The sequence below is a fragment of the Brevibacillus sp. GCM10020057 genome (assembly GCF_042683565.1).
Lineage (GTDB): Bacteria > Bacillota > Bacilli > Brevibacillales > Brevibacillaceae > Brevibacillus.
Genome location: NZ_JBHUJW010000004.1, coordinates 57,210 through 81,259, shown reverse-complemented (window position 1 = coordinate 81,259; position 24,050 = coordinate 57,210). Strand labels below are relative to the sequence as shown.

Annotated in this window: 25 protein-coding genes; 18 read left to right on the top strand and 7 right to left on the bottom strand. The window is 56.8% G+C overall.

What is annotated here, in order from left to right; translation table 11 throughout:
• From ACFSO0_RS00975 to ACFSO0_RS00950, 6 genes are read left to right on the top strand one after another with little or no spacing between them, the layout of a single operon-like run.
• Entirely contained in the window at nt 1-1,146 is a 1,146-nt protein-coding gene (locus ACFSO0_RS00975) for a hypothetical protein (RefSeq protein ID WP_376875009.1), read from the top strand.
• A gap of 59 nt (nt 1,147-1,205) precedes the next feature.
• Nucleotides 1,206-2,063, top strand: a complete 858-nt coding sequence (locus tag ACFSO0_RS00970) for a hypothetical protein (protein WP_376875006.1) — start codon at nt 1,206-1,208, stop codon at nt 2,061-2,063.
• Nucleotides 2,064-2,093: 30 nt separating this feature from the next.
• Nucleotides 2,094-2,801 (top strand): hypothetical protein, encoded by a 708-nt coding sequence (locus tag ACFSO0_RS00965; protein ID WP_376875003.1) that lies wholly within the window; start codon nt 2,094-2,096, stop codon nt 2,799-2,801.
• Nucleotides 2,802-2,805: 4 nt separating this feature from the next.
• Entirely contained in the window at nt 2,806-3,216 is a 411-nt protein-coding gene (locus tag ACFSO0_RS00960) for a TadE/TadG family type IV pilus assembly protein (RefSeq protein ID WP_376875000.1), read from the top strand.
• A complete protein-coding gene (locus tag ACFSO0_RS00955) occupies nt 3,216-3,893 on the top strand; it encodes a pilus assembly protein TadG-related protein (protein ID WP_376874997.1) in 678 nt (225 codons plus the stop codon). Before ACFSO0_RS00960 ends, ACFSO0_RS00955 begins: the two co-directional genes overlap by 1 nt.
• A gap of 31 nt (nt 3,894-3,924) precedes the next feature.
• Nucleotides 3,925-5,304, top strand: coding sequence for a vWA domain-containing protein (locus ACFSO0_RS00950; RefSeq protein WP_376874994.1), 1,380 nt, complete (start codon nt 3,925-3,927; stop codon nt 5,302-5,304).
• A gap of 39 nt (nt 5,305-5,343) precedes the next feature.
• On the opposite strand, the gene ACFSO0_RS00945 is transcribed toward ACFSO0_RS00950, so the two are convergent.
• Nucleotides 5,344-5,508 (bottom strand): hypothetical protein, encoded by a 165-nt coding sequence (locus tag ACFSO0_RS00945; RefSeq protein ID WP_376874991.1) that lies wholly within the window; start codon nt 5,506-5,508, stop codon nt 5,344-5,346.
• A gap of 179 nt (nt 5,509-5,687) precedes the next feature.
• Here ACFSO0_RS00945 and ACFSO0_RS00940 point away from each other — a divergent pair, with 179 nt between their 5' ends.
• Nucleotides 5,688-6,476 carry a DUF169 domain-containing protein gene (locus ACFSO0_RS00940; protein WP_376874988.1) on the top strand — a complete coding sequence of 263 codons (789 nt, stop codon included), beginning with the start codon at nt 5,688-5,690 and terminating at the stop codon, nt 6,474-6,476.
• A 70-nt stretch (nt 6,477-6,546) separates the two neighbouring features.
• Here the strand turns inward: ACFSO0_RS00940 and ACFSO0_RS00935 are convergent, their stop codons facing one another.
• Together ACFSO0_RS00935 and ACFSO0_RS00930 are read right to left on the bottom strand one after the other, a co-directional pair.
• A complete protein-coding gene (locus tag ACFSO0_RS00935) occupies nt 6,547-7,662 on the bottom strand; it encodes an aminopeptidase (protein WP_376874985.1) in 1,116 nt (371 codons plus the stop codon).
• Between the two features lie 86 nt (nt 7,663-7,748).
• On the bottom strand, nt 7,749-8,948 hold the full coding sequence (locus tag ACFSO0_RS00930; RefSeq protein ID WP_376874982.1) for an iron-containing alcohol dehydrogenase: 1,200 nt from the start codon (nt 8,946-8,948) through the stop codon (nt 7,749-7,751).
• A gap of 203 nt (nt 8,949-9,151) precedes the next feature.
• Between ACFSO0_RS00930 and ACFSO0_RS00925 the strand changes: the two genes are divergently transcribed.
• From ACFSO0_RS00925 to purD, 11 genes are all read left to right on the top strand, one after another.
• Nucleotides 9,152-10,174 (top strand): hypothetical protein, encoded by a 1,023-nt coding sequence (locus ACFSO0_RS00925; protein ID WP_376874979.1) that lies wholly within the window; start codon nt 9,152-9,154, stop codon nt 10,172-10,174.
• Between the two features lie 662 nt (nt 10,175-10,836).
• Nucleotides 10,837-11,556 carry a phosphoribosylaminoimidazolesuccinocarboxamide synthase gene (gene purC, locus ACFSO0_RS00920; RefSeq protein WP_376874976.1) on the top strand — a complete coding sequence of 240 codons (720 nt, stop codon included), beginning with the start codon at nt 10,837-10,839 and terminating at the stop codon, nt 11,554-11,556.
• Complete coding sequence (gene purS / locus ACFSO0_RS00915; protein ID WP_376874973.1) at nt 11,549-11,797, top strand: phosphoribosylformylglycinamidine synthase subunit PurS; 249 nt, start codon at nt 11,549-11,551, stop codon at nt 11,795-11,797. The genes purC and purS overlap by 8 nt, the downstream gene beginning before the upstream one ends.
• A gap of 4 nt (nt 11,798-11,801) precedes the next feature.
• Entirely contained in the window at nt 11,802-12,494 is a 693-nt protein-coding gene (purQ, locus tag ACFSO0_RS00910) for a phosphoribosylformylglycinamidine synthase subunit PurQ (RefSeq protein ID WP_376874970.1), read from the top strand.
• Nucleotides 12,475-14,718 (top strand): phosphoribosylformylglycinamidine synthase subunit PurL, encoded by a 2,244-nt coding sequence (gene purL / locus ACFSO0_RS00905; RefSeq protein WP_376874967.1) that lies wholly within the window; start codon nt 12,475-12,477, stop codon nt 14,716-14,718. Before purQ ends, purL begins: the two co-directional genes overlap by 20 nt.
• The gene (purF, locus tag ACFSO0_RS00900) at nt 14,703-16,121 is read left to right on the top strand and encodes an amidophosphoribosyltransferase (protein ID WP_376874964.1); all 1,419 of its coding nucleotides are present in this window, start codon (nt 14,703-14,705) and stop codon (nt 16,119-16,121) included. Before purL ends, purF begins: the two co-directional genes overlap by 16 nt.
• Before the next feature lie 34 nt (nt 16,122-16,155).
• Entirely contained in the window at nt 16,156-17,196 is a 1,041-nt protein-coding gene (gene purM, locus ACFSO0_RS00895) for a phosphoribosylformylglycinamidine cyclo-ligase (RefSeq protein WP_376874961.1), read from the top strand.
• Nucleotides 17,190-17,798, top strand: a complete 609-nt coding sequence (purN, locus tag ACFSO0_RS00890; RefSeq protein ID WP_376874958.1) for a phosphoribosylglycinamide formyltransferase — start codon at nt 17,190-17,192, stop codon at nt 17,796-17,798. Before purM ends, purN begins: the two co-directional genes overlap by 7 nt.
• Nucleotides 17,799-17,943: 145 nt before the next feature.
• Nucleotides 17,944-18,315, top strand: coding sequence for a hypothetical protein (locus tag ACFSO0_RS00885; protein WP_376874955.1), 372 nt, complete (start codon nt 17,944-17,946; stop codon nt 18,313-18,315).
• 214 nt (nt 18,316-18,529) lie between these two features.
• The gene (gene purH, locus ACFSO0_RS00880) at nt 18,530-20,077 is read left to right on the top strand and encodes a bifunctional phosphoribosylaminoimidazolecarboxamide formyltransferase/IMP cyclohydrolase (RefSeq protein WP_376874952.1); all 1,548 of its coding nucleotides are present in this window, start codon (nt 18,530-18,532) and stop codon (nt 20,075-20,077) included.
• Between the two features lie 36 nt (nt 20,078-20,113).
• Nucleotides 20,114-21,385, top strand: coding sequence for a phosphoribosylamine--glycine ligase (purD, locus tag ACFSO0_RS00875; RefSeq protein WP_376874949.1), 1,272 nt, complete (start codon nt 20,114-20,116; stop codon nt 21,383-21,385).
• Nucleotides 21,386-21,487: 102 nt separating this feature from the next.
• On the opposite strand, the gene ACFSO0_RS00870 is transcribed toward purD, so the two are convergent.
• The 4 genes from ACFSO0_RS00870 to ACFSO0_RS00855 form a co-directional block, all read right to left on the bottom strand.
• Nucleotides 21,488-22,702 carry an MFS transporter gene (locus ACFSO0_RS00870; RefSeq protein ID WP_376874946.1) on the bottom strand — a complete coding sequence of 405 codons (1,215 nt, stop codon included), beginning with the start codon at nt 22,700-22,702 and terminating at the stop codon, nt 21,488-21,490.
• Between the two features lie 11 nt (nt 22,703-22,713).
• Nucleotides 22,714-23,157 carry a MarR family winged helix-turn-helix transcriptional regulator gene (locus tag ACFSO0_RS00865; RefSeq protein WP_376874943.1) on the bottom strand — a complete coding sequence of 148 codons (444 nt, stop codon included), beginning with the start codon at nt 23,155-23,157 and terminating at the stop codon, nt 22,714-22,716.
• Between the two features lie 89 nt (nt 23,158-23,246).
• Nucleotides 23,247-23,381 carry an EYxxD motif small membrane protein gene (locus ACFSO0_RS00860; RefSeq protein WP_376874940.1) on the bottom strand — a complete coding sequence of 45 codons (135 nt, stop codon included), beginning with the start codon at nt 23,379-23,381 and terminating at the stop codon, nt 23,247-23,249.
• A 12-nt stretch (nt 23,382-23,393) separates the two neighbouring features.
• Entirely contained in the window at nt 23,394-23,942 is a 549-nt protein-coding gene (locus tag ACFSO0_RS00855) for a YgaP family membrane protein (RefSeq protein WP_376874937.1), read from the bottom strand.
• Between the last annotated feature and the right edge of the window lie 108 nt (nt 23,943-24,050).

The window sequence follows — 24,050 nt, the reverse complement described above, 5'->3', positions numbered from 1 at the left end:
GTGAGGAGCAGGTTGATCCGTCCCGTGTTGGCCGGGATTTTTGCCACTCTCATCGTGTTGTTGAATAGTTTCCCTGTCGTCGTGCTGGCAGCAGGAAATACGCTGCCGGTACCGGATTTGCAGGCCCCGAGCTACCAGCCGCCGGAGTGGGATACACCGCAGTTGGAGTCGCCGCAGTGGGAGACCCCCCAATTGCAACCGCCCGATCAGGGAGTGCCGAATCTGCAAGCGCCCAGTCAAGGCGTCCCTGACCTGCAAGCGCCGAATCAGGGAGTGCCGGAGCTGAAGGGGCCGAACCGGAACATCCCCGAGCTGCAGGCACCGCAACTGGAAGCTCCGAACGGGCAGGCACCAAACTTGCAAACACCCGGCAGGAGCGTAGAGCCGCATCAGCCCAGGGACCTGACGCCGAACTCCCAACCGCCGGAGCCCTTTAGCGAAACGAAAGAGTACGACATCATGAAGCTGTCCATCAAGGACGTGATGGGAGGGACGTTGGCGTACTCCGCCGACCTGATTTCCCAGGGAGAGGTGGACCTGCGCACAGGCGGGGGCAAATACGGACTCTTTCTGATGCAGGTGGGACTCAAAGGTGTGGACATCGCGGCAAAAGATACGCCGTTGGGCAATCTGACGAGTCTGACGATTGACGGTCTGGACGGAAAGGGTGCCTACGACAGCTATCGCTTCGTCCTGCAGCAAAATCCGCTCAATACGGGCGCGAATATCAACACGCTCGGCTCGTTTTCCAATGCCGCCAATGCCGCCAGCCAGGCGAGAGTTCCCGGCATTGTGGCAGGCTTGAACGTCGGAGTCGCCGCGATCAGCCTGCCTTTCGATACGTACGAGACGATCAGCAAATTCGGTCAGGCGTTTGACAGCGGCCTTGGCGAGGATAAGCAAAACGAAAAGTTCGTCGACGGTGTAGGCGCTTTGGGCAGCACCCTCATGGATGCGGGAGTGATCGCTTCCGTCATTCCGGGAGGGCAGGCCGTAGCCGGTGTGCTCGTGGTGATGGGCGGAATTCTCTGGGGAGCGAGCCGCTTGGTCAAGTGGGGCGACAAGCTCTCAAAGGGAGCGATCAGCCACGGAATCCGCGACGGAATCGGCAAGGCCGTCGGCTGGATGAAGTCGATCTTTTCGTAACCCAGATGCTCCCAGGAGTCATCAGGCAGACCAGTTTTCACGCATAACGGGGGTTTTTCATGATGAAAGTGACAGAGACAGCGTCAGTTCGGGCGCAAATCGCAGCGTACAAGCGGTTCCTGGAAAAGCCGCAGCTGTTTCACCATGCCGCCAAAATCGGCGATCAGTTTTACTACAACGTGCAGTACTGGAAATGGGGAAAGCAGGAGGCATCCGGGTACCTCATCCTCAGACCGGACGGCGAGGTCGTGCCGCGGAAAGAGGCAGAGCAGGCACTGCGGCTGTTCATGCTGCACAATGTCGCTGCACACGAACTGAACAAGGAACTGGCCCAGGTCAAAGACAAGCCGGTCTGGATGTACGCAGACAAGCGGGACTGTTTGCAAGCGCTGCAACCGTATTACGAGGAGCGCATGGACGAGGCGATCCGCGAAGACGTAAACAGCCTCATCGATGTGTGCAACTACATGACGGAGACGCAAGCCGTGCTGCGCTCGCTCTACGAATCAGGGGTGGAGCAGCTGAACCGGGTGCTGCGGGCAGGCTATGTCGAGCCGGAAGACAAGGACAATCTGGACGCCTTGTTCCACGATGTGAATTACAAGCTCTACGTCGGCTTGCGCAAACAGGCGGCGATTCGGGAAGCCGTGGATCGGCTGGCAGCGTTTTTGCGAAAAACAGAGGTGCCGCTGCCGGGCGAGTTGGCGGCCAAGCGCAAAAAATTGAATGAGCTGCTCGCCTCCTACCGAGACCGGAAACTGCGAAATACGAACGACGAATCGATCAGAAGCTTCGAGTCCGTCACGGTAGGGCAGCCTGCTCCGTTTCGCTCGCGGGAAGAGCTGCTGGACTCGTTTATGAAGAAAAAGGAGTATTATTTCCAGACAAAGATCATGCCCCTGTTTCGCAACCCGTAGGCGGGGGAGGGGCCAGGGGAGGGAGATGGCATGAAACCGCTGAAAGAGAGCGTCCAATTTTACGCGCGCAATATCGAATCACTGCTGCTGTTGTCTGCTGTCATCGTGCTGCCTTTCCTGTTCGTGCACAACATGACGCTCAACTACGTAAACTTCCTGACGGCCATCACCGGGGCCAAGGTCGTGTCCGGCTTTTTCAATCTGTTTCTGCTGCTGCTGTTTCTATTGGTAGTGCAAATCCCGTTTGCCCAGTATGTAATCAGCGACCTGGAGGGAGAGGAAAGGCCGCTGCGCAAAGCATTTCGCGCCTTTGCCGAGCGCAGCTTCTCCGTTTTTATGTTTGGCATCGTCTACGTGCTGGCCGTGTGCACGGGGATGCTGCTTTTCGTGATTCCCGGGCTGCTCCTGCTGCTGCTGTTTTATCTCACCCCGTATTTGGCTGTGATGAAAGGAAGGTCGCCCTGGAAGTGTCTGCGGACAGCCATGGAAATGGGGAAAAAGCATTTTGTCCAGATCACGGGGCTGCTTTTGCTGGCGAGCGGCATCGAGTGGGCGATCAGCGTGGTGGGGCTTTATTCCGTCACGTTTATTACGACCAGCTTCGGGGCGGTATTTTTTACGCAGTTGCTGCTGCAAGTGATTTTGTTTCCCTTCATTGCGATCCTGTTTACGCTGTACACGCACAAATGGAGTGCGGAGCGGGACCGAGTGGAGGACTCATTGGGACTGGAAGGGTGATTCAATGCGCATGCGTGCCCGGCAAAGCGGCGAGCGCGGCTCCGCGACAGTCGAATTCATCGGCATCTTGCCGTTTGTCTTTTTGATCCTGTTGATCCTGTGGCAGTTTTTGACGGGTGTTTATGCGGTCATCATCGCCCAGGCTGCGGCGAACGAAGCGGCCAAGGTGTACGCCGTCACAGGGGAAGCGGGAGAAGCGCTGGAGGCAGCCCGGCACATCGTGGGCAGCGCGGGCGGAGGAATCGCCTACAACGGCGGAGAGTCGGGCATCTCCTCTGACGGCAGCTACTTTACGGCGAAGGTCGGCGTGCAGATGGAGCTGATTTTTCTGCCCGACTTCATCAGGCAAAACATGAGTGAAGAGGATCGCGTCATTTCCTTTTCGCGGGAGCTGCGGGGACGGGTGATCCATTGATGAAGCAGGCGGTCGCACTATTGCGCGATGAGCGAGGCAATCTGACCATTTTCGTGCTGACGATATTTTTCTTCATGGTGCTGGTTGTGTTTACGGTCTTGTTTAACATCTCTGCGATTTTCGCCTGCAAGGAGGCGGCGGCGAACAGCGCCGAGCAAGCCAGCCTGGCCGCGACAGGCATCCTGTACGACGAGGTGGAGAATGCGATTCATGCCTATGACCTCTCCATCGAGAGGCTGATCGATCCCGTTTTTATTTGGCCGCTCGTCGAAGAAGCCATGTCGTCGCTCCAGGCAGCCCATCCGGACTGGGCGGCCAGCGAGGTGAGGTTCGCGGCGATCGACCAGGTCCTGCTCGCCGCCCTGCCGGTTACCCCGCAACTGGAAGTGTACATCTGGGCGGGTTTGGACCGGGCTTCCCAAAAGGTCCCGGGCGTCGTCTCCGGCATTTTGGCAAGCAACAAGAGCACCCTGCAAGGCTCGTCGATCAAAATGTTCGACGGGGAGGACCGAATCGAGGTGAAGACGTCGGTTCGCTACGAAAGCCAGCGGTTCGGCCTGGCGTTTATGCCGGAGCATGCCGAGCCGATCTATCAGACAGGCAAGAGCAGGCCGATCGGCTTCGTCAAGGCGACAAGCTGGGGGCAGCAGCCTTCTGTGACGTTGGGGAGCAACTGAATGCGAGCGCGGCTGTAAGGAGGCGATACAGATGGGAAAAACAAACAGATGGCGACAGGCACTCGGCGGCATGCTGCTGTCTTCGCTGCTCGCAGGCTGCGCGGCAGGGGCGGCTGGCACTTCGGTATCAGCTCTGCAAACGCAGACGCCGCAAACCGCGCAAGAGCTGATCGCAGCTGCCCCCGGACCGCTCGCCGGCATCCCCTTTTACCTGAAGCAGGCTGAGCAGCGCGACAAGATCACGCACATTTTGGACGGCCTTCCTCTTTTGCCGGACGGGATGGATGAATCGCTGCTGCAGGTCTACTGGGCGAAGCTGCTGCAGCTGTTCGCGGAGGACTACCTCAGCCCCCGGATGGTGGTCGACCGCTGGCGGATGGCTTCGTTCGGGGGACCGGACATCGAGGATGCGAGATTCCGGTTCCGGGAGCATTTCAACGTGGAAATTATTTTGGATGCGAGCGGGAGCATGCGGGAGAAAATGGGCGAGAAGAGCAAAATGGAGCAGGCGAAGGAAGCAATCCGCGAGTTTGCCGAGTCCCTGCCCAAGGAAGCCAGCGTGTCGCTTCGCGTATACGGCCACGTCGGGAGCGGCTCGGATGCAGACAAAGCGCTCTCCTGCAGCAGAAGCGACATCGTCTATCCGCTGCAGACGTACGATGCCGCGAAGCTGGACGACGCACTGGGACAGATCGAGCCGAGCGGATGGACGTCGATTGCCTATTCGCTGCAGCAGGCACAGCAGGATCTCGCAGCCTTTCCGGCCAAGAGCAACACCAATGTCATCTATCTGGTCAGCGACGGCATCGAGACGTGCGGCGGCGATCCGGTGGCGGTAGCAGAAAAGCTGTACCAGTCGGACATCATGCCGCTGCTCAATGTCATCGGCTTCGACGTCAACGCCGAAGGGCAGCAGCAATTGAAGGAAATCGCCCGGGCCTCGGAAGGGCTGTACGCCAACGTGACCAACCGCGACCAGTTTCGGCAAGAGCTGGAGCGGGCCAGGGAAATCGCCGAGAAATGGGAGCAGTGGAAGCGGGACGCGATGACCGAAGCAGCCGCCGTGCTCATCGACCGGCGCAAGTGGATCGATGCCTACGAGCGCGACTGGTACGAAAAAAAACTGGCGAGAAAGCCTGAACATCGGGGCTGCCATCGACTATTTGTCCGCGACGGGGAAAATCGGCGAGGAGGCGAGGCGCTACCTGACGCAGCAGCGGACGGCCAGAGAGGCGCTGGCTACGCAGGCCAAAGAGGAGCTGACCGATTACCTCGTTCACCTGACCAACAAGACGTATCGGGAAATGCTGACGGAAATCGAACAAACATACAGCGGGAACTAGTGTCCTCCTGCCAGTATTTTTTCGATCCCGTATCATGCGCGATTACATTCGCCGCTAAATATAAGTAAACGTGACCACCTGCTTCAATTGGGTATCGACGCCAACCGCTACCGCTGGACGGGAACGCCGCGAAAGATCGGCTCGCCCGTGGCAGTCTCCACGAGCTTGGCGGGGTCTTCCAGGGTAATGTCCCGATCGATCGTGTCCACATCGACATGAAAGTATTGGCGGACAGCGGCTGACGCGATTTGAGCCGCTTCCTGTCTGGTCAAGCATCCCATCGTAGCAAGGATGGCGACGACTCGAAATCGATTTTCCTTTCCAGTACCTTACGAAATGGTAAGCTTGGGCGGCGTGCACGAGCGATTTGCAGCAAAGAGAGGAATTTCCGGCGAAAGAGACGAAACATTCGGAGTACGGCATCAGGCAGGAAAGCAAAGGGGGAGAGGGCATGAATGCAAAAGAACTGAACCAGGCGATTGCGACCTACGTGAGGACGGAGACGTTTCCTGTCGGCGTGAAGCTGGTGAAGGCAGAGGACGACCTGCCCAAAAAAGCGAAGCGGCCTGTGCGCGATCTCGGCTATCCGATCACCATCTGCCAGGCGGTCGGCTTTTCCCGCCGCTACGGCTGGAGCATCGCCATGAACGGGGCAGACCTTTCCTGTCCCATCGCACAGGTGGCGTTTGGCTACGAGGAGCAGCTGCCGTTCTATACGGAGGGCAATCTGGCCTGCGGCATGTACACGGACTCACTGGAGGCCGGAGCCAAGTCCGAGCAGGATGTGCCCAAGCTGACGGCGGAGGAGAGTGGGTATTACGTCTCGTTTCCGTTGGAGCGGGCGGAGGTGGAGCCGGATGTCGTCGTCATCTACGGAAATTCGGCGCAAGTGATGCGGCTGGTCGCAGGCATGCTGTTCAAGCGGGGAGGCTCGATCCCGTCCACGTTTTCCAGCCGGGCAGACTGCGCTGACATCGCGATCAAGCCGCTGCAGACCGGTCAGCCGCAGGTCATCGTGCCCTGCTACGGCGACAGGCTGTTTGCCCAGACGCAGGATCACGAGATGGCGTTCAGCTTTCATTTCCGCGACGCGGCCGAGCTGGTGGAAGGACTGGCCGGGACACAGAAGGGCGGCGTCCGCTACCCGATCCCGTCGTTCCTGCGCTACGAGGCACAGTTTCCGCCGAGCTATCAAAAGCTGGCAGGCATGTTCGGAGAGGCAAAGAGCAAGGAGCTATGATGAAAAAAGGCATTCCCTTCGCCTGCGTGAGACGGTCGGGAATGCCCTTTTCTTTTTTGGAAGTTGGAGGTTATACCAGATTTTCCGGATTCAAGCCTTCCAGCTCCGGCAGGACGAAACGGCCGTCTTTGCGGATCAGCACGTCGTCGAACCAGATTTCGCCGCCGCCGTATTCCGGACGCTGGATTTGCACCAGATCCCAGTGGATGGAGGAACGGTTGCCGTTGTCAGCTACGGTATAGGCGTTGCCCGGCGTGAAGTGGAAGCTGCCGGCGATCTTTTCGTCGAACAGGATGTCGAGCATCGGATGCAGGATGTGCGGGTTGAACCCGATGGCGAATTCGCCGATGTAGCGAGCGCCTTCGTCCGTGTCGAGGATGTCGTTTAGGGCCTTGGTATTGGAGCTGGTCGCCTCGACGATTTTTCCTTCCTTGAAAGTGAACTGCACGTCGGTGAAGGAAATGCCGTGGTAGTTGGTCGCCGCGTTGTAGTAGATCGTGCCTTCTACGGAGTCGCGAACAGGCGCGGTGTACACTTCGCCGTCAGGAATGTTGCGTTTGCCGTCGCATTTGATCGCGTTGATGCCCTTGATGGAGAAGCGCAGGTCGGTTTTCGGGCCGACGATGCGGACGCGGTCGGTGCGTTCCATCAGCTCTTTCAGCGGGGTCATGGCATTGGACATTTTTTGGTAGTCCAGATTGCAGACAGAGAAATAGAAGTCCTCAAAGCCTTCGAGGCTCATGTTGGACAGCTGCGCCATCGACTTGTTCGGGTAGCGCAGGACGACCCAGCGTTTGTTCGGTACGCGCTCATTTGTATGTACAGGCTGGTACAGCACGCGGGAATAGATGCTCATCTTGTCTTCCGGCACGTCGGCGTATTCGTTGATATTGTCGTAGGCGCGGACGGCGATGTAGGCATCCATGTCCTTCATCCGTTCATATTCGTACTTGGCCATCAATGCCATGTGCTCTTCGCTGGTGCCTTGGTAGAGGGCGCGGTTGATTTCCTGGTCCTTCAGCGTGACCAGCGGCAGGGCACCCACCGCGAACGACTCGCGGACGAGAGCGCGCACCAGTTCAGGCTGCAGGCCGGTGTTTTCGATCAGCACTTTTTCCCCTTTTTGCAGATTGAGCGAGTAGCGGACGAGACGGCTGGCAAGTTCATTAATCCGTGGATCTGCCATGTATCGCAACCTCCATAATAAAAAAATTTTTATTAGCTCTATTATCTCACAACATCAGGGAAGCATGCCAGTGTATATGTAAATCTTTATAGGCATGCTTCGTAAATTTTTACGATGTCCTCCGTGTTCAGGTTGCGGGAACTGGGCAAGTAGCCGATGCCGCGCCCTCCGATGGTCACCGCTTCTTCAGCCATGCCGCGCAGAGCGTCGCGCGTCACTCCGAAATCCGAGAGGCGCTCCGTAATGCCCATGCGCTCATACCACTTCCGCACCGCCTCAATCGCAGCCTCCGCTGCGGCTTGCTCGTTTTCCTCCGTGACACCGAAACACGCGCGTCCCATACGCGCCAGTCGCTCGGGCCGGTCGGCGAGAATCACCTGGCGAAAATAAGGAAGCGACAGGATGGCGAGACCGCGTCCGTGTGCCATGTCGTAAATGCCGCTCAAGGGATGCTCGATGCCGTGCAGCGGCATGCCTGCGCCCCGTCCCGCATTGGCGAAAGGGCTGATGCCCAGGGTGCTCGCCCACAGCAGGGTGGAACGTGCCTCCTCGTTGTCCGGCTGCTCGAGGGCGGTGATGGAATGCTCGACGACGAGGCGGATGAGCGTCTCGGTGATGCCGTCCTGCACATGGGTGCCTTCCGCGCTGATCAGGTAGCCTTCAAACAGGTGGGAAAAGATGTCCGCGCACGCCTCTGCCGTGACGCGAGCCGGGACGGTGTACGTGACGGACGGGTCGAGGATCGCGATCTGCGGAAAGAGGGCGGGCCCGTTGATGGATGATTTTTCGTGGGTGTCCCAATGAGTCAGTACACTGATGTTGTTCGCCTCGGAGCCGGTCGCGGCCACGGTCGGCACGGTCACGAGCGGCAGGGCCTCCTGCACGGGCACGAGCCATTTGCCGGTGCCGCTCGGATTGCCGCGCATGTAGTCGTAGATCGGACGTCCGGACTTCGCGGCTGCTGCAATCGCTTTGGAAGCGTCCATGACCGAACCGCCGCCTACGGCGAGCACGAAGTCGCAGCCATGCTGCCGGGCGAGTGCCGCCCCTGCGTCGACAGTCGCTGTCCGCGGGTTCGGCTCGACTTTGTCGAACAGGATGCTGTCGACCTCCGCTTCCCGCAGCAGCTCCTGCACCCGGTCCAACAGTCCGGTGCGTTTGGCTGCACGGCCGCCGGTGACGAGCAGTGCTTTTTTTCCCACTGTCCGGGCAGCCTGACCCAAACGCTTCAACTCCCCGACGCCAAAGTAAATGCGGGTCGGAAAAGATACCTCAAAGGGAAACATCTGAATACCTTCCTTCTTTCTTTCCATATAGGTTGCACAAAAAACAGTGTATCACATGTGGGCAGTGCGATCTTGTGAGAGGAGCAGCTTCTGCAGCGACTTCTCAGGGGGATTTGTTTTTATGATAGTTTTTATCATTTATTATAATAACTGGTAGAACTCGAATTATTGTAATGTTTTGGCGGATAGAGGAGGGAGAAGGCTTGTTGAGCAAGGGGAAGGAGTCCCTGTGGGAAAGAATCACAAGCATATTTTCTAAAAGCATCGGATCAAGCTTTGCAGCAGCATTGATTTTGCTTTTAGTAGGGATGATTACAAGTGCCATTGTTAATGCGATATCTGAATCGCAAATACTTACTCAGATATATGTTGCGGTTGGAATGGGTGGCATTGCCATTATCATCACTGGGTTCTTTTTATTTTGGCCATTTTGGAAATTTCGCTGGAAGTATTCATTTCTAGAAGATGAGCATGAACTGCTCGCTCAAAAATTGGTGGGAATCCATAAGCGGGCAAAAACGTACATAAATTCAGTAGATGGCATAATGGCCTTTCAATTGTTTCAGGTTCACAAACAAACGAAAGATGAGTACATTCAATATCACTTCCGGAAAGTCATGGAACTGAAAGGAAAAGGATTGGATGTATCCAAACTTCGCAACCGAAAAATCAATGTCCCGATTGACATGCTTCACTTTACGAAGCACAAAAATCCACGAAAAGTTCCGGGAGATTACGGAAGATACTTAAATGCCCTGCTATATCAATATTTACTTTCCCGCTCGTCCAAGAATCCTAGAATGAAAAACGTGCTTCGTAATTGGGATGTATATATTGAACAGGACGTCCGGATCATTGGCCTTCATTACGCAATTCTGTTCGATATGACGAGAATTGTGTCTTGTGAAGATATAACGGAATATCAGATTCTTCGCGAACGAACGTCAGAACATACTGACACCGTTTATGGCATGGTATACAATGGTAACAAGGAAAAACACAAAAATCGGGCGTATTATACGCTGCGTATCTCGCTCGATGGAGGTCCTGAAGGCGTCCAGCATTATGTTGGCTTACTGATCGTAAATCAGCAGATTCTAAGACTAGATAACAAAGGGCTCATTGCCCAGATCTTCCGAAACATTCTCTTTGATCCCGTCTATTTCACTGGTCAGTTATCACAAGTTGCATCTGCTAAAGATTCTGTAAGCAACGAAGGGGTGTGAACATGTTGAGTATGAGAAAAAGCCGGTTGAAACGAATCCTGGTTTCCATCCAAAACATACCCTTGGCTTTAGTCGGTAAGAAATTGGTCAGTCCAGCTAGATTGATGGAAGAACGTGGGGAATTGGTAAAGGATACGTCAACGCCAGAAATGTTATTTGCCGGTGCACAGCGTCAGTGGAGGCGGCTCCGGGATACAGAGTTTCAAATCAAAGAGGTTGAGGAACAATTGCAGAAAATGAATAGATCACAGTCACGGGGCGGAATACGTTCAGTGTGAAGCGCGGCAGTATGCCATGCCGGCAGATTTGCTCGAAGGTGAGAAAGAGATCAATGTTGTTCACTGTCCTTTCTCGATCCTGCGGGCTTTTTTGCTTTTTCAAGAGGAATCAATGAATGAATCGCAAGAACCTTTATTGAACAGCATGAAAAAGGAAAGGGTAATAAAGCGATGAGGAAAAGAACTGAAAAGAGCAGAAGGAACCGATGAAAACGAATGATAAAATTTTCATGTATAAAAATCAGTAGTCAATTCCCGAACTATTGTCAAACTCCATTCACGCTTTTTCCATTGAAAAATGCGTATGTTTATGTTTTAATGTAGATGAATCGTTCGTGAATTAATAGAAACTCAACCTTTTTAGCTGGGAAGGTGGCTCCTACAGTGGAAAAACAGGAACAACTCTACGAAGGTAAGGCGAAACGGATTTATCGGACATCGACGCCTGATCTGTACTGGGTGGAGTATAAAGACGACGCGACGGCATTTAACGGAGAAAAAAGAGCGCAAATCACCGGTAAAGGCGAGCTGAACAACCGGATTACCGCCATCTTTTTCACCATGTTAAAAGAACGTGGAATCGACAACCATTTCATTCGCCTGTTGTCTGCTACGGAGCAGGTCGTTCGCAAAGTGGACATTATCCCGCTCGAAGTCGTCGTCCGCAACATCGCGGCAGGCTCGCTGGCCAAACGGCTGGGGATGGAAGAAGGAACCGTGCTTCCGCAGCCTGTTGTCGAGTTTTACTACAAAGACGATGCGCTGGGAGATCCGCTGGTGAATACCTCCCACATCAAGGTGCTCGGGATCGCGAGCGAAAGCGACCTGGCGACGCTGGAGAGCATGGGCCTGGAAGTCAATGAAGTGCTGCGTCCCTACCTTCGCGAGCGCAACATCACGCTGGTCGACTTCAAACTGGAATTTGGCAAAACTGCCGACGGGGAGATCCTCCTCGCCGATGAAATATCGCCGGACACGTGCCGGTTCTGGGACTCGGAAACAAACGAAAAACTGGACAAAGACCGCTTCCGCCGCGATTTGGGCAACGTAGAAGAAGCGTATCAGGAAATGCTGAAAAGATTGGGAGGAGACGTACATGTTTAAAGCAGTCGTATATGTAACTTTGCGCGAGAGCGTGCTGGACCCGCAAGGCCAGGCAGTAAAAGGCGCCCTGCATTCCCTTGGATTCGATGAAGTCAATAACGTACGCATCGGCAAATACATGGAGCTTGAGCTGGGGACGAACGATCGTGCCCAGGCAGAAGAGCGCGTCCGTGAAATGTCCGAAAAGCTGCTGGCCAATACAGTGGTTGAAGACTATCGCTTTGAGATCGTGGAGGGCTGACGTGATGCGAGTAGCGGTTATCGTCTTTCCCGGCTCCAATGCCGACATCGATTTGTACAATGCGGTCGAAGATGTCATGGGTGTGCCGGTCGATTACGTCTGGCACTCTGACCAAGACCTCTCCCAATACGACGCCATTCTTCTCCCGGGCGGCTTCTCCTACGGCGACTACCTGCGCTGCGGCGCTGTCGCCCGTTTCTCGCCGGTCATGGAGCAAGTGGTGAAAGCAGCAGAAGAAGGCAAGCTGGTCATGGGCATTTGCAACGGCTTCCAGATTCTTACGGAAGTCGGGCTGCTCCCGGGCGCATTGCTGCGCAACCGTTCGCTCAAATTCCGCTGCAAGCTGTCTGCGCTGCGCGTGGAAAACAACGACACCCCGTTTACCCGCGACTACGCGGCAGGGGAAGTCATTCAGATTCCGATCGCCCATGGCGAAGGAAACTACTACTGTGATGACGAGACGCTGGCGAAGCTCAAAGCCAACGGCCAGATCGTCTTCCGCTATCACGGGGAAAATCCGAATGGTTCCATTGAAGATATCGCAGGCATTTGCAACGAGCGCGGCAATGTGCTCGGCATGATGCCGCACCCGGAGCGTGCCGTCCATAAGTGGATGACATCCGATGACGGACGCCGCATGTTTACCTCGATCCTGAAGACGTGGAGGGAAAAAAGCAGTGTCACAACTCACGCATAAAGAACCGACAGCCGAGCAAATTGCCGATCAGAAGCTCTACCGCGAGATCGGTCTGACGGATGAAGAATACCAGCGCGTTGTAGAGATCATCGGCCGCAAACCGAACTGGACCGAGACAGGTCTGTACAGCGTCATGTGGTCGGAGCACTGCTCGTACAAAAACTCCAAGCCGGTGCTGCGCCGCTTCCCGACGAAAGGCCCGCGCGTGCTGCAAGGTCCGGGGGAAGGCGCCGGCATCGTGGACATCGGCGACAACCAGGCCGTTGTCTTCAAGATCGAGAGCCACAACCACCCGTCCGCGATCGAGCCGTACCAAGGCGCAGCGACAGGGGTCGGCGGGATCATCCGCGACGTGTTTTCCATGGGCGCGCGCCCGATTGCGCTTCTCAACTCGCTTCGTTTCGGAGAGTTGAAAACGCCCCGCGTCAAATATTTGTTTGAACACGTCGTCGCCGGGATTGCAGGCTACGGCAACTGCATCGGGATTCCCACTGTGGGCGGCGAAGTCAACTTCGACCCGACCTACGAAGGCAACCCGCTCGTCAACGCGATGTGCGTCGGTCTCATCGACCATGAAAAAATCCAAAAAGGTGTTGCCTCCGGTATCGGCAACCCTGTCATTTACGTAGGCGCAAGCACGGGCCGCGACGGTATCCACGGCGCGACCTTCGCGTCCGAAGAACTCACCGAAGAATCCGAGAAAAAACGCCCGGCTGTGCAGGTCGGCGACCCGTTCATGGAAAAGCTGCTGCTTGAAGCGTGCCTGGAGCTGATCGACACCGGCATCGTCGTCGGGATTCAGGACATGGGCGCGGCGGGTCTCACCAGCTCCAGCTCGGAGATGGCTTCCAAAGCGGGCAACGGGATTGAGATGAACCTCGATCTGGTGCCGCAGCGCGAAGCAGGCATGTCTGCCTATGAAATGATGCTGTCCGAATCGCAGGAGCGCATGCTCGTCGTCGTAGAAAAAGGCAAAGAAGCCGAAGCGATCGCCATTTTCGACAAGTGGGGCTTGGCATCTGCCGTCGTGGGCAAAGTGACGGATGACAACATGCTGCGTCTGTTGCACAAAGGGGAAGTTGTGGCGGAAGTGCCGGTAAACAGCCTGGCTGACGAAGCGCCTGTGTACCACCGCCCGTCCGCTGTTCCTGCCTACTACGAAGCGAACGCCAATGTGGATGTGCTGGCGGCGATCCCGCAGCCAGACGACCTGAACGAGACGCTGAAGGGCCTGCTGTCCCAGCCGACTGTTGCGAGCAAAGCGTGGGTCTACGAGCAATACGACCACATCGTCCGCGCCAATACGGCTGTGAAGCCTGGCTCCGACGCGGCTGTCGTCATGGTGCGCGGCACGCGCAAAGCCTTGGCGATGAGCACGGACTGCAACGGCCGTTACGTGTACCTCGATCCGAAAGTCGGCGGTGCGATCGCTGTGGCTGAATCGGCGCGCAACGTCGTCTGCTCCGGCGCCGAGCCGCTGGCGATCACCGACTGCCTCAACTTCGGCAGCCCGGAAAAGCCGGAGGTGTTCTGGCAGTTCGAGAAAGCGTGCGAAGGCATGAGCGAAGCATGCGTCGCGCTTGAATCGCCGGTCATCGGCGGAAACGTGTCTTTCTACAATGAACGCAGCGGCGACGCCATCTACCCGACCCCGACCGTCGGCATGGTGGGTCTTGTCACCGATGTAGACCATATTACTACGCAAAACTTCAAGTCCGAAGGCGACGCGATCATCCTCCTCGGGGAGACGTTCGCAGAGCTGGGCGGCTCCGAATATCAAAAGCTGGCGACAGGCACGATCTCCGGTCGTCCGCCGCAAATCGACCTGACGAAAGAAGCGGCTGTGCAAAAGCTGACGCTGGCGGCCATCCGCAATGGTCTCGTCAAGTCTGCGCACGACCTGTCCGAAGGCGGTCTGGGCGTAGCGCTGGCTGAATCCTGCTTCGGCGAAGGCTTCGGCGCTCAGGTGTCGTTGGAATCTGACCTGCGTCCGGACGTGCTCCTGTTTAGCGAATCGCAATCCCGGATTTTGCTCAGCACATCCCAGGACCAAGCGGAAGCACTGCTTGCCCTGGCGGCTGAACACGGTGTTGCGGCTGCGCAGATCGGAACGACAGGCGGAGACAAACTGGTCATCAGCGTGAACGGTACAGAAGCAATCAACGCTTCTATTCAAGAGGTGAAAGCAGCCTGGAAGGATGCGATTCCATGTTTGATCGGGTAATCTGGGACGAACTGAACGAAGAATGCGGCGTCTTTGGCATCTACAACCATAGGGAAGCTCCCCAGCTGACATACTTGGGGCTGCATGCACTGCAGCATCGCGGTCAGGAGAGCGCAGGTATCTGCGCCTCCGACGGCGAGAAATGGTATAAGCACCGCGGCATGGGTCTGGTCTCGGAGGCGTTTGGCAAAGGCGATCTGGAGAAGTTCAAAGGCCACATCGCCATCGGCCACACCCGTTATACGACTGCTGGCTCCAGCAAGATCGAAAACGCACAGCCGCTGTTCTTCCGCTATGCGCAAGGCAGCATGGCCGTCGCTCACAACGGTAATCTGGTCAACGCGGCGAACCTGCGTAAAGAGCTGGAGGCCAAAGGCTCCATTTTCCAGACGACCAGTGACACTGAAGTGATTGCGCACTTGATCGCACGCTCCGAGCGCCGTGACCTGCCGGGAGCGGTAAAGGATGCGTTGCAGCACATCAAAGGGGCATATGCCCTCTGTGTCATGAACGAGCGTCAGCTGGTGATTGCCCTCGACCCGAACGGGCTGCGTCCGCTGTCGCTGGGACGATTGGGCGACGCCATCTGTGTCGCGTCCGAGACCTGTGCCTTTGACATCATTGGCGCGGAATACTGGCGCGACGTACAGCCGGGCGAGCTGATTATCGTCGACGAAAACGGCATCGTGGAAACGCACCACACCGAGAATACACAGCGCTCGATGTGCATCTTTGAATACATTTACTTCGCACGCCCGGACAGCGACATCGACGGGATCAACGTGCACATGGCGCGCAAACGCCTGGGCAAACAGCTGGCCAAGGAATCGGCCATCGACGCGGACGTCATCATCGGCGTACCGGACTCCAGCATTTCCGCCGCCATCGGCTTTGCTGAAGCGACGGGGATTCCGTACGAGATCGGCCTGATCAAAAACCGCTACGTCGGCCGCACCTTCATTCAGCCGAGCCAGGAGCTGCGCGAGCGGGCCGTCTACATGAAGCTGTCTGCCGTACGCAAGGTAGTCGAGGGCAAACGCGTGGTCATGATCGACGACTCCATCGTACGCGGAACGACGAGCAATCGCATCGTCCGCATGCTGCGCGAAGCAGGGGCGAAGGAAGTGCATGTGCGCATCAGCTCTCCGCCTGTCATGAACCCGTGCTTCTACGGCATCGACACGTCGACGCGCGACGAACTGATCGCCGCGACCAAATCCGTAGAGGAGATTCGCCAGGCGATCGGCGCCGACACGCTCGCGTTCATGTCCGTGGAAGGCATGGTCGAGGCGATCGGCCGCGAAGATTCGGCTCCGAACAGGGGACATTGCGTCGCCTGCTTTACCGGTCAATACCCGACTGAAGTCGATTTTGAAGAAGCGTTGCCGGCGCTCAAATGCTAAGGCAGGCTAGCACCTCGTCCAAGGGGGAGAAACAATGAGTGAAGCATATAAACAAGCAGGCGTCGACATCGATGCGGGGAACGAAGCCGTCGAACGCATGAAAAAGCATGTCAAGCGGACATTCCGTCCCGAGGTCCTGACCGATTTGGGCGGCTTCGGCGCACTGTTCCGCATGGATACGACCAAGTATGAGAAACCGGTGCTCGTCTCCGGTACGGACGGCGTTGGCACGAAGCTGAAGCTGGCATTTGCCATGGACAAGCACGACACAATCGGGATCGATGCAGTGGCGATGTGCGTCAATGACGTAGTCGTGCAGGGCGCAGAGCCGCTCTTTTTCCTCGACTATCTGGCGGTCGACAAAGTCATTCCGGAGAAGATCGAGGCGATCGTCAAAGGCATCGCGGACGGCTGCTCACAGGCAGGCTGCTCTTTGATCGGCGGGGAAACAGCGGAAATGCCGGGCATGTACGCGGAAGGCGAGTACGACATCGCCGGCTTTACGGTGGGTGTCGTAGATGAAAGCAAAATGATCACCGGCGCGAAGGTCGCAGCAGGCGACGTCCTGATCGGGCTGGCTTCCAGCGGCGTGCACAGCAACGGCTTTTCGCTCGTGCGCAAAGTATTGCTGGCCGACAAGGGCATGTCGCTCCACGATCACGTCGACGTGCTGGGCAAAAAGCTGGGCGAAGAACTGCTGACGCCGACGCGCATTTACGTCAAGCAAGTGCTCTCCGTTTTGGAGAAGCATGAAGTGAAGGCCCTGGCGCACATCACGGGCGGCGGGTTTACGGAAAACATTCCGCGTGTGCTCCCGGAAGGCACGCAAGCGGTGATTGACGTCGGCTCCTGGCCAGTTTTGCCGATCTTTTCTCTCGTGCAGGAGGCAGGCGGCATCTCCTATCCTGACATGTACAAGACGTTCAACATGGGGATCGGGATGATTCTGGTCGTGTCGCCGGAGGATGTCGTGTCCGTGGTCGAACAGCTGCAACAGCTGGGCGAGCAGCCGTACGTGATCGGCAACATCCAGTCAGGCGAGCGCAAAGTCGTGTACAACGGGGTGGAATGGTGAAGAAGCTAGCCATTTTCGCCTCGGGCAGCGGCTCCAACTTTGAAGCGATCGTGCAGGCGGTGCAGAGCGGACGACTGGGCGGAGTGGAAGCGGCCCTTCTCGTCTGCGACAAGCCGGGGGCGAAGGTGCTGGAGCGCGCTGCGCGTCTGGGCATCGAAGCGTTCGTCTTTGAGCCAAAGGCGTACCCCGACAAGGCCGCGTTTGAAACGGAAATTGTCGCCGAGCTGCAGCGGCGCGGCGTATCGCTGGTAGTGCTGGCAGGCTACATGCGCCTCGTGGGAGACACCTTGCTGTCCGCCTACGAGGGCAGCATTATCAACCTCCATCCGTCGCTCCTTCCTGCCTTTACCGGCAAGGATGCCATCGGCCAGGCGCTCGCCTACGGGGTGAAGCTCACGGGAGTGACCGTACACTTCGTCGATGCAGGCCTCGATACCGGGCCGATCATCGCTCAAATTCCCGTAGAGGTGCACGAGGACGATACGGCGGGCAGCCTGGCTGCACGCATCCACGAGGTCGAGCACGGTCTGCTGGTGCAAGTCATCGGCTGGCTGGCAGATGGCCGGGTCCGGTTGCAGGGCCGCCGCGTTTTGCTGACATAAGCAAGTTCATAAAAGCGCATCTGTTCCGCGAACAGGCGCTTTTTCTTTTGCTTTCGCATTCCCGCACAAACCGGGAAAGGCATTTTTGCGTCCCTTGACATATGGTAAAAGAAGCAGCAAAGCCGCAACCCAAGGAGGTGCCCATGTGAGCGGAGATTTTGTCACCGATTTGCTGGGCAAGCTAAGCAAAAAGACTGGCCGACAGTGGACGCTCGCCGACATCGTCAAGCTGGCCGAGAAATTCCCCAAAGACGGCGCGAAAGACATCGACTCCGTCATGGACGAACTGGCCGAGATGGGGCTGGACGTTCCCCGGGAGACGAGGGAAAAAGTCAAGGAGCGCATGAGCAGCGGCACATCCATTACGATGGATGAGATTGGCAGCCTTATGCGCAAGGATGTGAAAGGCAAGCGAAGCAAGAGCAAAAAGACGAAGCCGGCTGTCGGTAAAGGCAGACCGAAGACGCTTGCGGAGCGCGTGAAGACATTGGCGGGCACAAAAAAGAAAAAGCGGTAAGGGAACCGATCCGGAAGACGGCAGGCAGTCGCGAGTGCTGAACATGCACGGGCGACTGCGTTTGTTTTGCCTGACGAAGACCTTGATGAAAACGTACATTTATGTTTTAATAATAAGTAAATGTTCGTGTTTTGTTTCTGATACACGCAGTCAGTCATCTTTGATCCAGCATTTGATGGAAAATTACTTATCAAAAGCCCAGGAGGTTCTATCCGTGAGTGTGAAAAAAGCGTTGATCAGCGTTTCTGACAAGACAGGTTTGATTCCGTTTGCCCGTCGTCTGGCAGCTGCCGGGGTAGAGATCATTTCGACCGGAGGCACGGCGTCTCTCTTGAAGGAAGCAGGAATTCCCGTCATTGGCATTTCCGAAGTAACCGGTTTTCCGGAAATTCTCGACGGACGCGTCAAAACGCTGCATCCGAACATCCACAGCGGTCTCTTGGCTGTGCGCGACAACGAAGCGCATCGTAAACAGCTGGAAGAGCTGCAGATCGAAACGATCGACCTCGTTGTCGCAAACCTGTACCCATTCAAGGAAACGATTGCCAAGCCGGACGTGACGTTCGAGGAAGCAATTGAAAATATCGATATCGGCGGCCCGACGATGCTTCGCTCCGCCGCGAAAAACCACTCCTTTGTGACCGTTGTGGTCGATTCGGCCGACTACGAGGCTGTCGCAGCCGAGATTGAGGCCAACCAGGACACGACGCTGGAAACCCGCCGTCGCCTGGCAGCGAAAGTTTTCCGCCACACTGCGGCCTACGATGCCCTCATCTCCCGTTACTTGAGCGAGCAGGTGGGCGAGCTGTTGCCGGAGAGCTTCACCGTCACCTATGAAAAAGCACAGGACCTGCGCTACGGGGAAAACCCGCACCAACGCGCAGCTTTCTACCGCGAGCCGCTGGCAGGCGGCGCCAATATCGCTTCCGCCGAGCAGCTGCACGGCAAGGAGCTTTCCTACAACAACATTAACGATGCCGATGCGGCCCTCGCTATCGTCCGCGAGTTTGCCGAGCCTGCCGTCGTGGCGATCAAACACTCCAATCCGTGCGGAGTAGGAATCGGCGAGACGATCCGCGAAGCGTACCAAAAAGCGTATGAAGCTGACCCGGTGTCCATTTTCGGCGGCATCGTTGCGGCAAACCGTCCGATTGATCGTGACACGGCCCTGGCGATGAAGGAAATCTTCCTGGAAATCATCATTGCTCCCGACTTTACGGAAGAAGCACTGGCTGTATTGACAGAGAAAAAGAACCTGCGTCTGCTGCGCATTCCGAACTTGAATGAGGCATCTGCAAAAGCAAACCACTTCCGCGTAGCGCCGGTTGTGGGCGGTGCGCTCGTGCAAGATTACGATCTGAAGCAGCTGGAAGACGGGGAAATTCAAGTCGTCACTGATCGGGCGCCGACAGCAGAGGAGCTCGTGCAACTGAAGTTCGCCTGGAAAGTGGTCAAGCATGTGAAGTCCAATGCGATCCTGCTGGCAAAAGACAACATGACTGTCGGCGTGGGAGCAGGCCAAATGAACCGCGTCGGCTCCGCGAAAATCGCCATCGAGCAAGCAGGTGAGCTGGCAAAAGGTGCCGTGATGGCCTCTGACGCCTTCTTCCCGATGCCAGACACGGTAGAAGCGGCGGCAGCAGCGGGCATTACCGCGATCATTCAACCGGGCGGTTCTGTCCGCGACCAGGATTCGATTGACGCCTGCAATCGCTTTGGCATCGCCATGATTTTCACCGGCACCCGTCATTTCAAACACTAATCGAGCGGATGACCTCAAGGCACAGGAGGAAATACGATGAAAGTTTTGGTAATCGGCGGTGGCGGCCGTGAGCACACCATTGCCTGGAAGCTTTTGCAAAGCCCGAAAGTAAAGAAAGTGTACTGCGCGCCCGGCAACGGCGGAACGGCACAAATCGCGCAAAACGTGCCGATCGGCGTAAACGACTTCGCCGCGCTGGCCCAGTTCGTCAAGGATGAAGGCATCGACCTGACCGTCGTCGGTCCGGAAGACCCGCTGCTCGGCGGTATTGTCGACTTTTTCGAGGAACGCAACCTGCCGATCTTCGGTCCGAACAGCAAGGCTGCGATGATCGAGGGCAGCAAATCGTTTGCGAAAAAGCTGATGATGCGCTACAACATCCCGACCTCGGCGTACGAGTCGTTCATCGATTACGAATCTGCATTGGCCTACGTGCGTGAACAGGGCGCGCCGATCGTCATCAAGGCGGACGGACTGGCGGCAGGCAAAGGCGTCGTCGTGGCGGAAACGCTCGAAGAAGCCGAAGAAGCGCTGCGCCAGATCATGGAGGAAAACGTCTTTGGCGAAGCAGGCGCGCGCGTCGTCGTCGAAGAATGTATGCGCGGAGAAGAGCTGTCCCTGCTGTCGTTCGTCGACGGGGCGACAGTCAAGCCGATGATTACGTCGCAGGACCACAAGCGCATTTTCAACGATGACCGCGGGCCGAACACCGGCGGCATGGGCACCTACGCACCGGTTCCGCACATGTCGGAGGAGCTGGTGCAGCAAATCGTCGAGACGATCGTCAAGCCGATGGCAGCAGGAATGGCGGCTGACGGCATCCCGTTCAAAGGCGTGCTCTACACCGGCCTGATGATCACCGAGCAAGGGCCAAAGGTAGTCGAGTTCAACGCGCGCTTCGGCGATCCGGAGACACAGGTCATCCTGCCGCTGCTGGAGACTGACCTGCTCGACATCGTAGTGGCGACCATCAAGGGAGAGCTGGATACGGTCGACGTGAGGTGGAAAAAGGAAAGCGCCGTCTGCGTCGTCATGGCAGCGCCGGGATACCCGGGAGAGTATCCGAAGGGAGCACTGATTCGCGGCTTGGAGCAAGCAGGCGCGAACGTGACGGTTTTCCATGCGGGAACGAAGGCAACCGAGGAAGGCATCGTAACGAGCGGAGGACGCGTGCTGGGCGTGACGGCGACGGGCGCCGATCTGTCGCAGGCGCGTGACGCCGCGTACGAGGCCGTGCAGGCAATTTCCTTCGACGGTGCCCAATACCGCACCGACATTGCCGCGAAAGCGATGCACCGGCAAAAATAAAGGCAAAACAACAAGCAGCCCAGGCGTTCAAATGCCTGGGCCGCTTGAGTATGCAGAGAAAATCGAGCCAGCCGCGATGCGCACATGCGGCAAAAGGAGCCGTCACGCCTCGATGTTTTGGCCAAGCGGCACGGATACGTCTGCCGCTTTGCGCTGCCTGACGGAAAACAGCCGCGAGAGGAAGTACACGACCAGAAACAGCACCATCAGCAAAGCGGACATGCGGTACATCACGGCGAAGCTGGAATGGGACGCGATGACGCCCAGCAGGATGGAGCCGACCGCGATCCCGCAGTCGATCGAGTTCAGGAAAAAGCCGTTCGCCATGCCGCGCTGCTCCGGCTCCACCACTTTCACCATCCACGCCTGGGCGGAGGGCTGGATGCAGCCGTAGCCGAGTCCGTACAGCAGGGCGGACGAGATCACCATGAGGTCATTGTGCACGTAGGACAGGCCGAGCAGACCGAGGCCGATCAGTACTGCGCCGGGCGGAAAGACGGCGATGTGCCCTTTTTTGTCAAACAGCTTGCCCGCGATTGGGCGAGCCAGCACGATCGCTACGGCATTGCAGAGGAAAAACCAGCTGATATGAGCGAGATTGGCTTCTTGTCCGTAAATAGCCAAAAAGCTCACCAGCCCCCCGTAGGTGATGGACATGCAAAAATTGAGAAAGGCAGGGAGCAGAATTTTTTTGTCGTAGAAGCGCTTCAGCCCTTTCTCGTGGGCATGTGCGCCCGCTGCAGGCTGCCTGTACGCGCGGATGATCGAGATGAGCGGGAAGATCAGGACGATGCAGGCTACCCCGATGGAGAGCATCGAACCGAAGCCGAACGTCGCCAGGACGGACAGGCCGATCATCGGGCCGAGAGCCTGGGCCAGGCTTTGCGACAGCCCGTAGTAGCCCATGCCTTCCCCGATGCGCTTCGACGGGATGGCGTTCGTTACGATGGTGGGAAAGGTCGTGCTGCTGATCCCGAAACCGAAGCCGAACAGGGCGCGCATCAGCAGCAGGAGGACGACGGAGCCGGTCAGGTAGTAGCCCGCCGTCGTGATCCCGGCGATGCACAGTCCGGCGCTCAGGATGCGCTTGCTGTTTTTCGTCTTCAGCAGCTCGCCGGTAATGATCCGGGCGACGACAGCGCCGAGCGCAAAAAAGCTGGCAGTCAATCCTGCCACAAAATCATTAGCTAAGTAAGTTTCTTTCGCGTAGGCAGGAAACGTCGGCAGTTGCATCTGGATCGTCAAAAACAACATAAAATTGCTCAACGTGATGAGGACAAAATCTTTTGACCATAGTTTCTCTCTCGACTCTCCCAATGGTGTCACTCCTATTCTTTTGTCTGTCTGTTTACGTTGTCGGCGATTTTCAGCAAGATCCGCCGCAAGTCCTGCAGCTCCGCCTCGCTAAGCCCCTCTACAGCCTCTGCGATGGCTCTGGCCTCTACAGGCGTAGCCAGCTCGACCCACTCGCGCCCTTTGGGAGACAGCATGAGCAAAAAGGCGCGCCGGTCCGTTTCGCTGACCTTCTTCTCGATAAAACCTTTTTTTGCCAAGGCATCGAGAATCCGCGTAATGGTCGGCTGGTCTTTCGCCGTGCGCAAGGCGAGTTCTTTCTGATTGATGCCCTCTTTTTTGCTCAGGCAGAACAGAACGGAAAACTGCTCCGGGGTCAAATCAAACTCGCGCAGATGGGCAGTGACGTGCAGAAGGATTTTCCGATACGTTTTCCCCAGCAAAAAACCGATTGATTCATCGTGCCAATGCTCGATCAAAGAGACTTCCCACTTTCTTTGCAAAATAGTTGACTTGACAATTATATGCCAAGCAAGTAATTTTGCAAAGGAAAAAATACCGCCACATGTTACTGGCGGTATCTGCCTTTTCTGCGCGACGAGTTGTAGGCGAAATAACCCGTCACCGCAATGACGCCGACGATGGCGGCGATGACGAACGCATTGTGGGACAGCCATTCATACAGCGGGGGTCCGCTTAGCATAGACATTGCCTCCTAAGAGTAGGTTGGATAGCGATGCTCGTCATGACTGTATGGCTCGGAACCGGTTTTCTCGCTCCCCGATGCGGCGCTCTTCTTTTCCTTGCCTTTGGATTGGGCGGTAACGAATTCCTGTGCAGTTTTTTCCAGCAGTTGGTCTTCGGGAGAGAGGTTGCGCTCTTTCGATTTGCTGCCCTCCTGGCGGTGTTCCTGTTTCTCCCCGGCGGCATGGTTCTGCGGGCTGGGAGTGGTTTCCTCGTTTTTGCGGGCATTCATGGTGCGTGCGACCTGGCTCATGACCATCTGGAAGCCTTTGTTTTTCGCCTGCGCCAGCAAGTTCGGCATTCCTTTTTCCGCGCGGGGCGCGTAGGTATTGATACCCAGGGCGCGGTACATCAGGCATTGCCTGGTCACGCCCTCGGCGACCTTCATGGCGGAGAAAGCCATCAACAGCCACGGGGCCTTGTACGGCCGACGACTCATCCTGCCGATGCCGTATGCCAGTCCCAAAAGTCCTCCGGTAATGCGAATGAGGGCATCTGTCGTGCCGACGTTTTTTTGCATGGTGGTCTGCCTCCTATAAAATCGCTTCTACCGGCTAGTCTGTGCCGCAGGCGGTGAATGCACGCGCGGAAATTGTTTCTAGCGGGTGAGCAGGACTAAGCCGAGCGG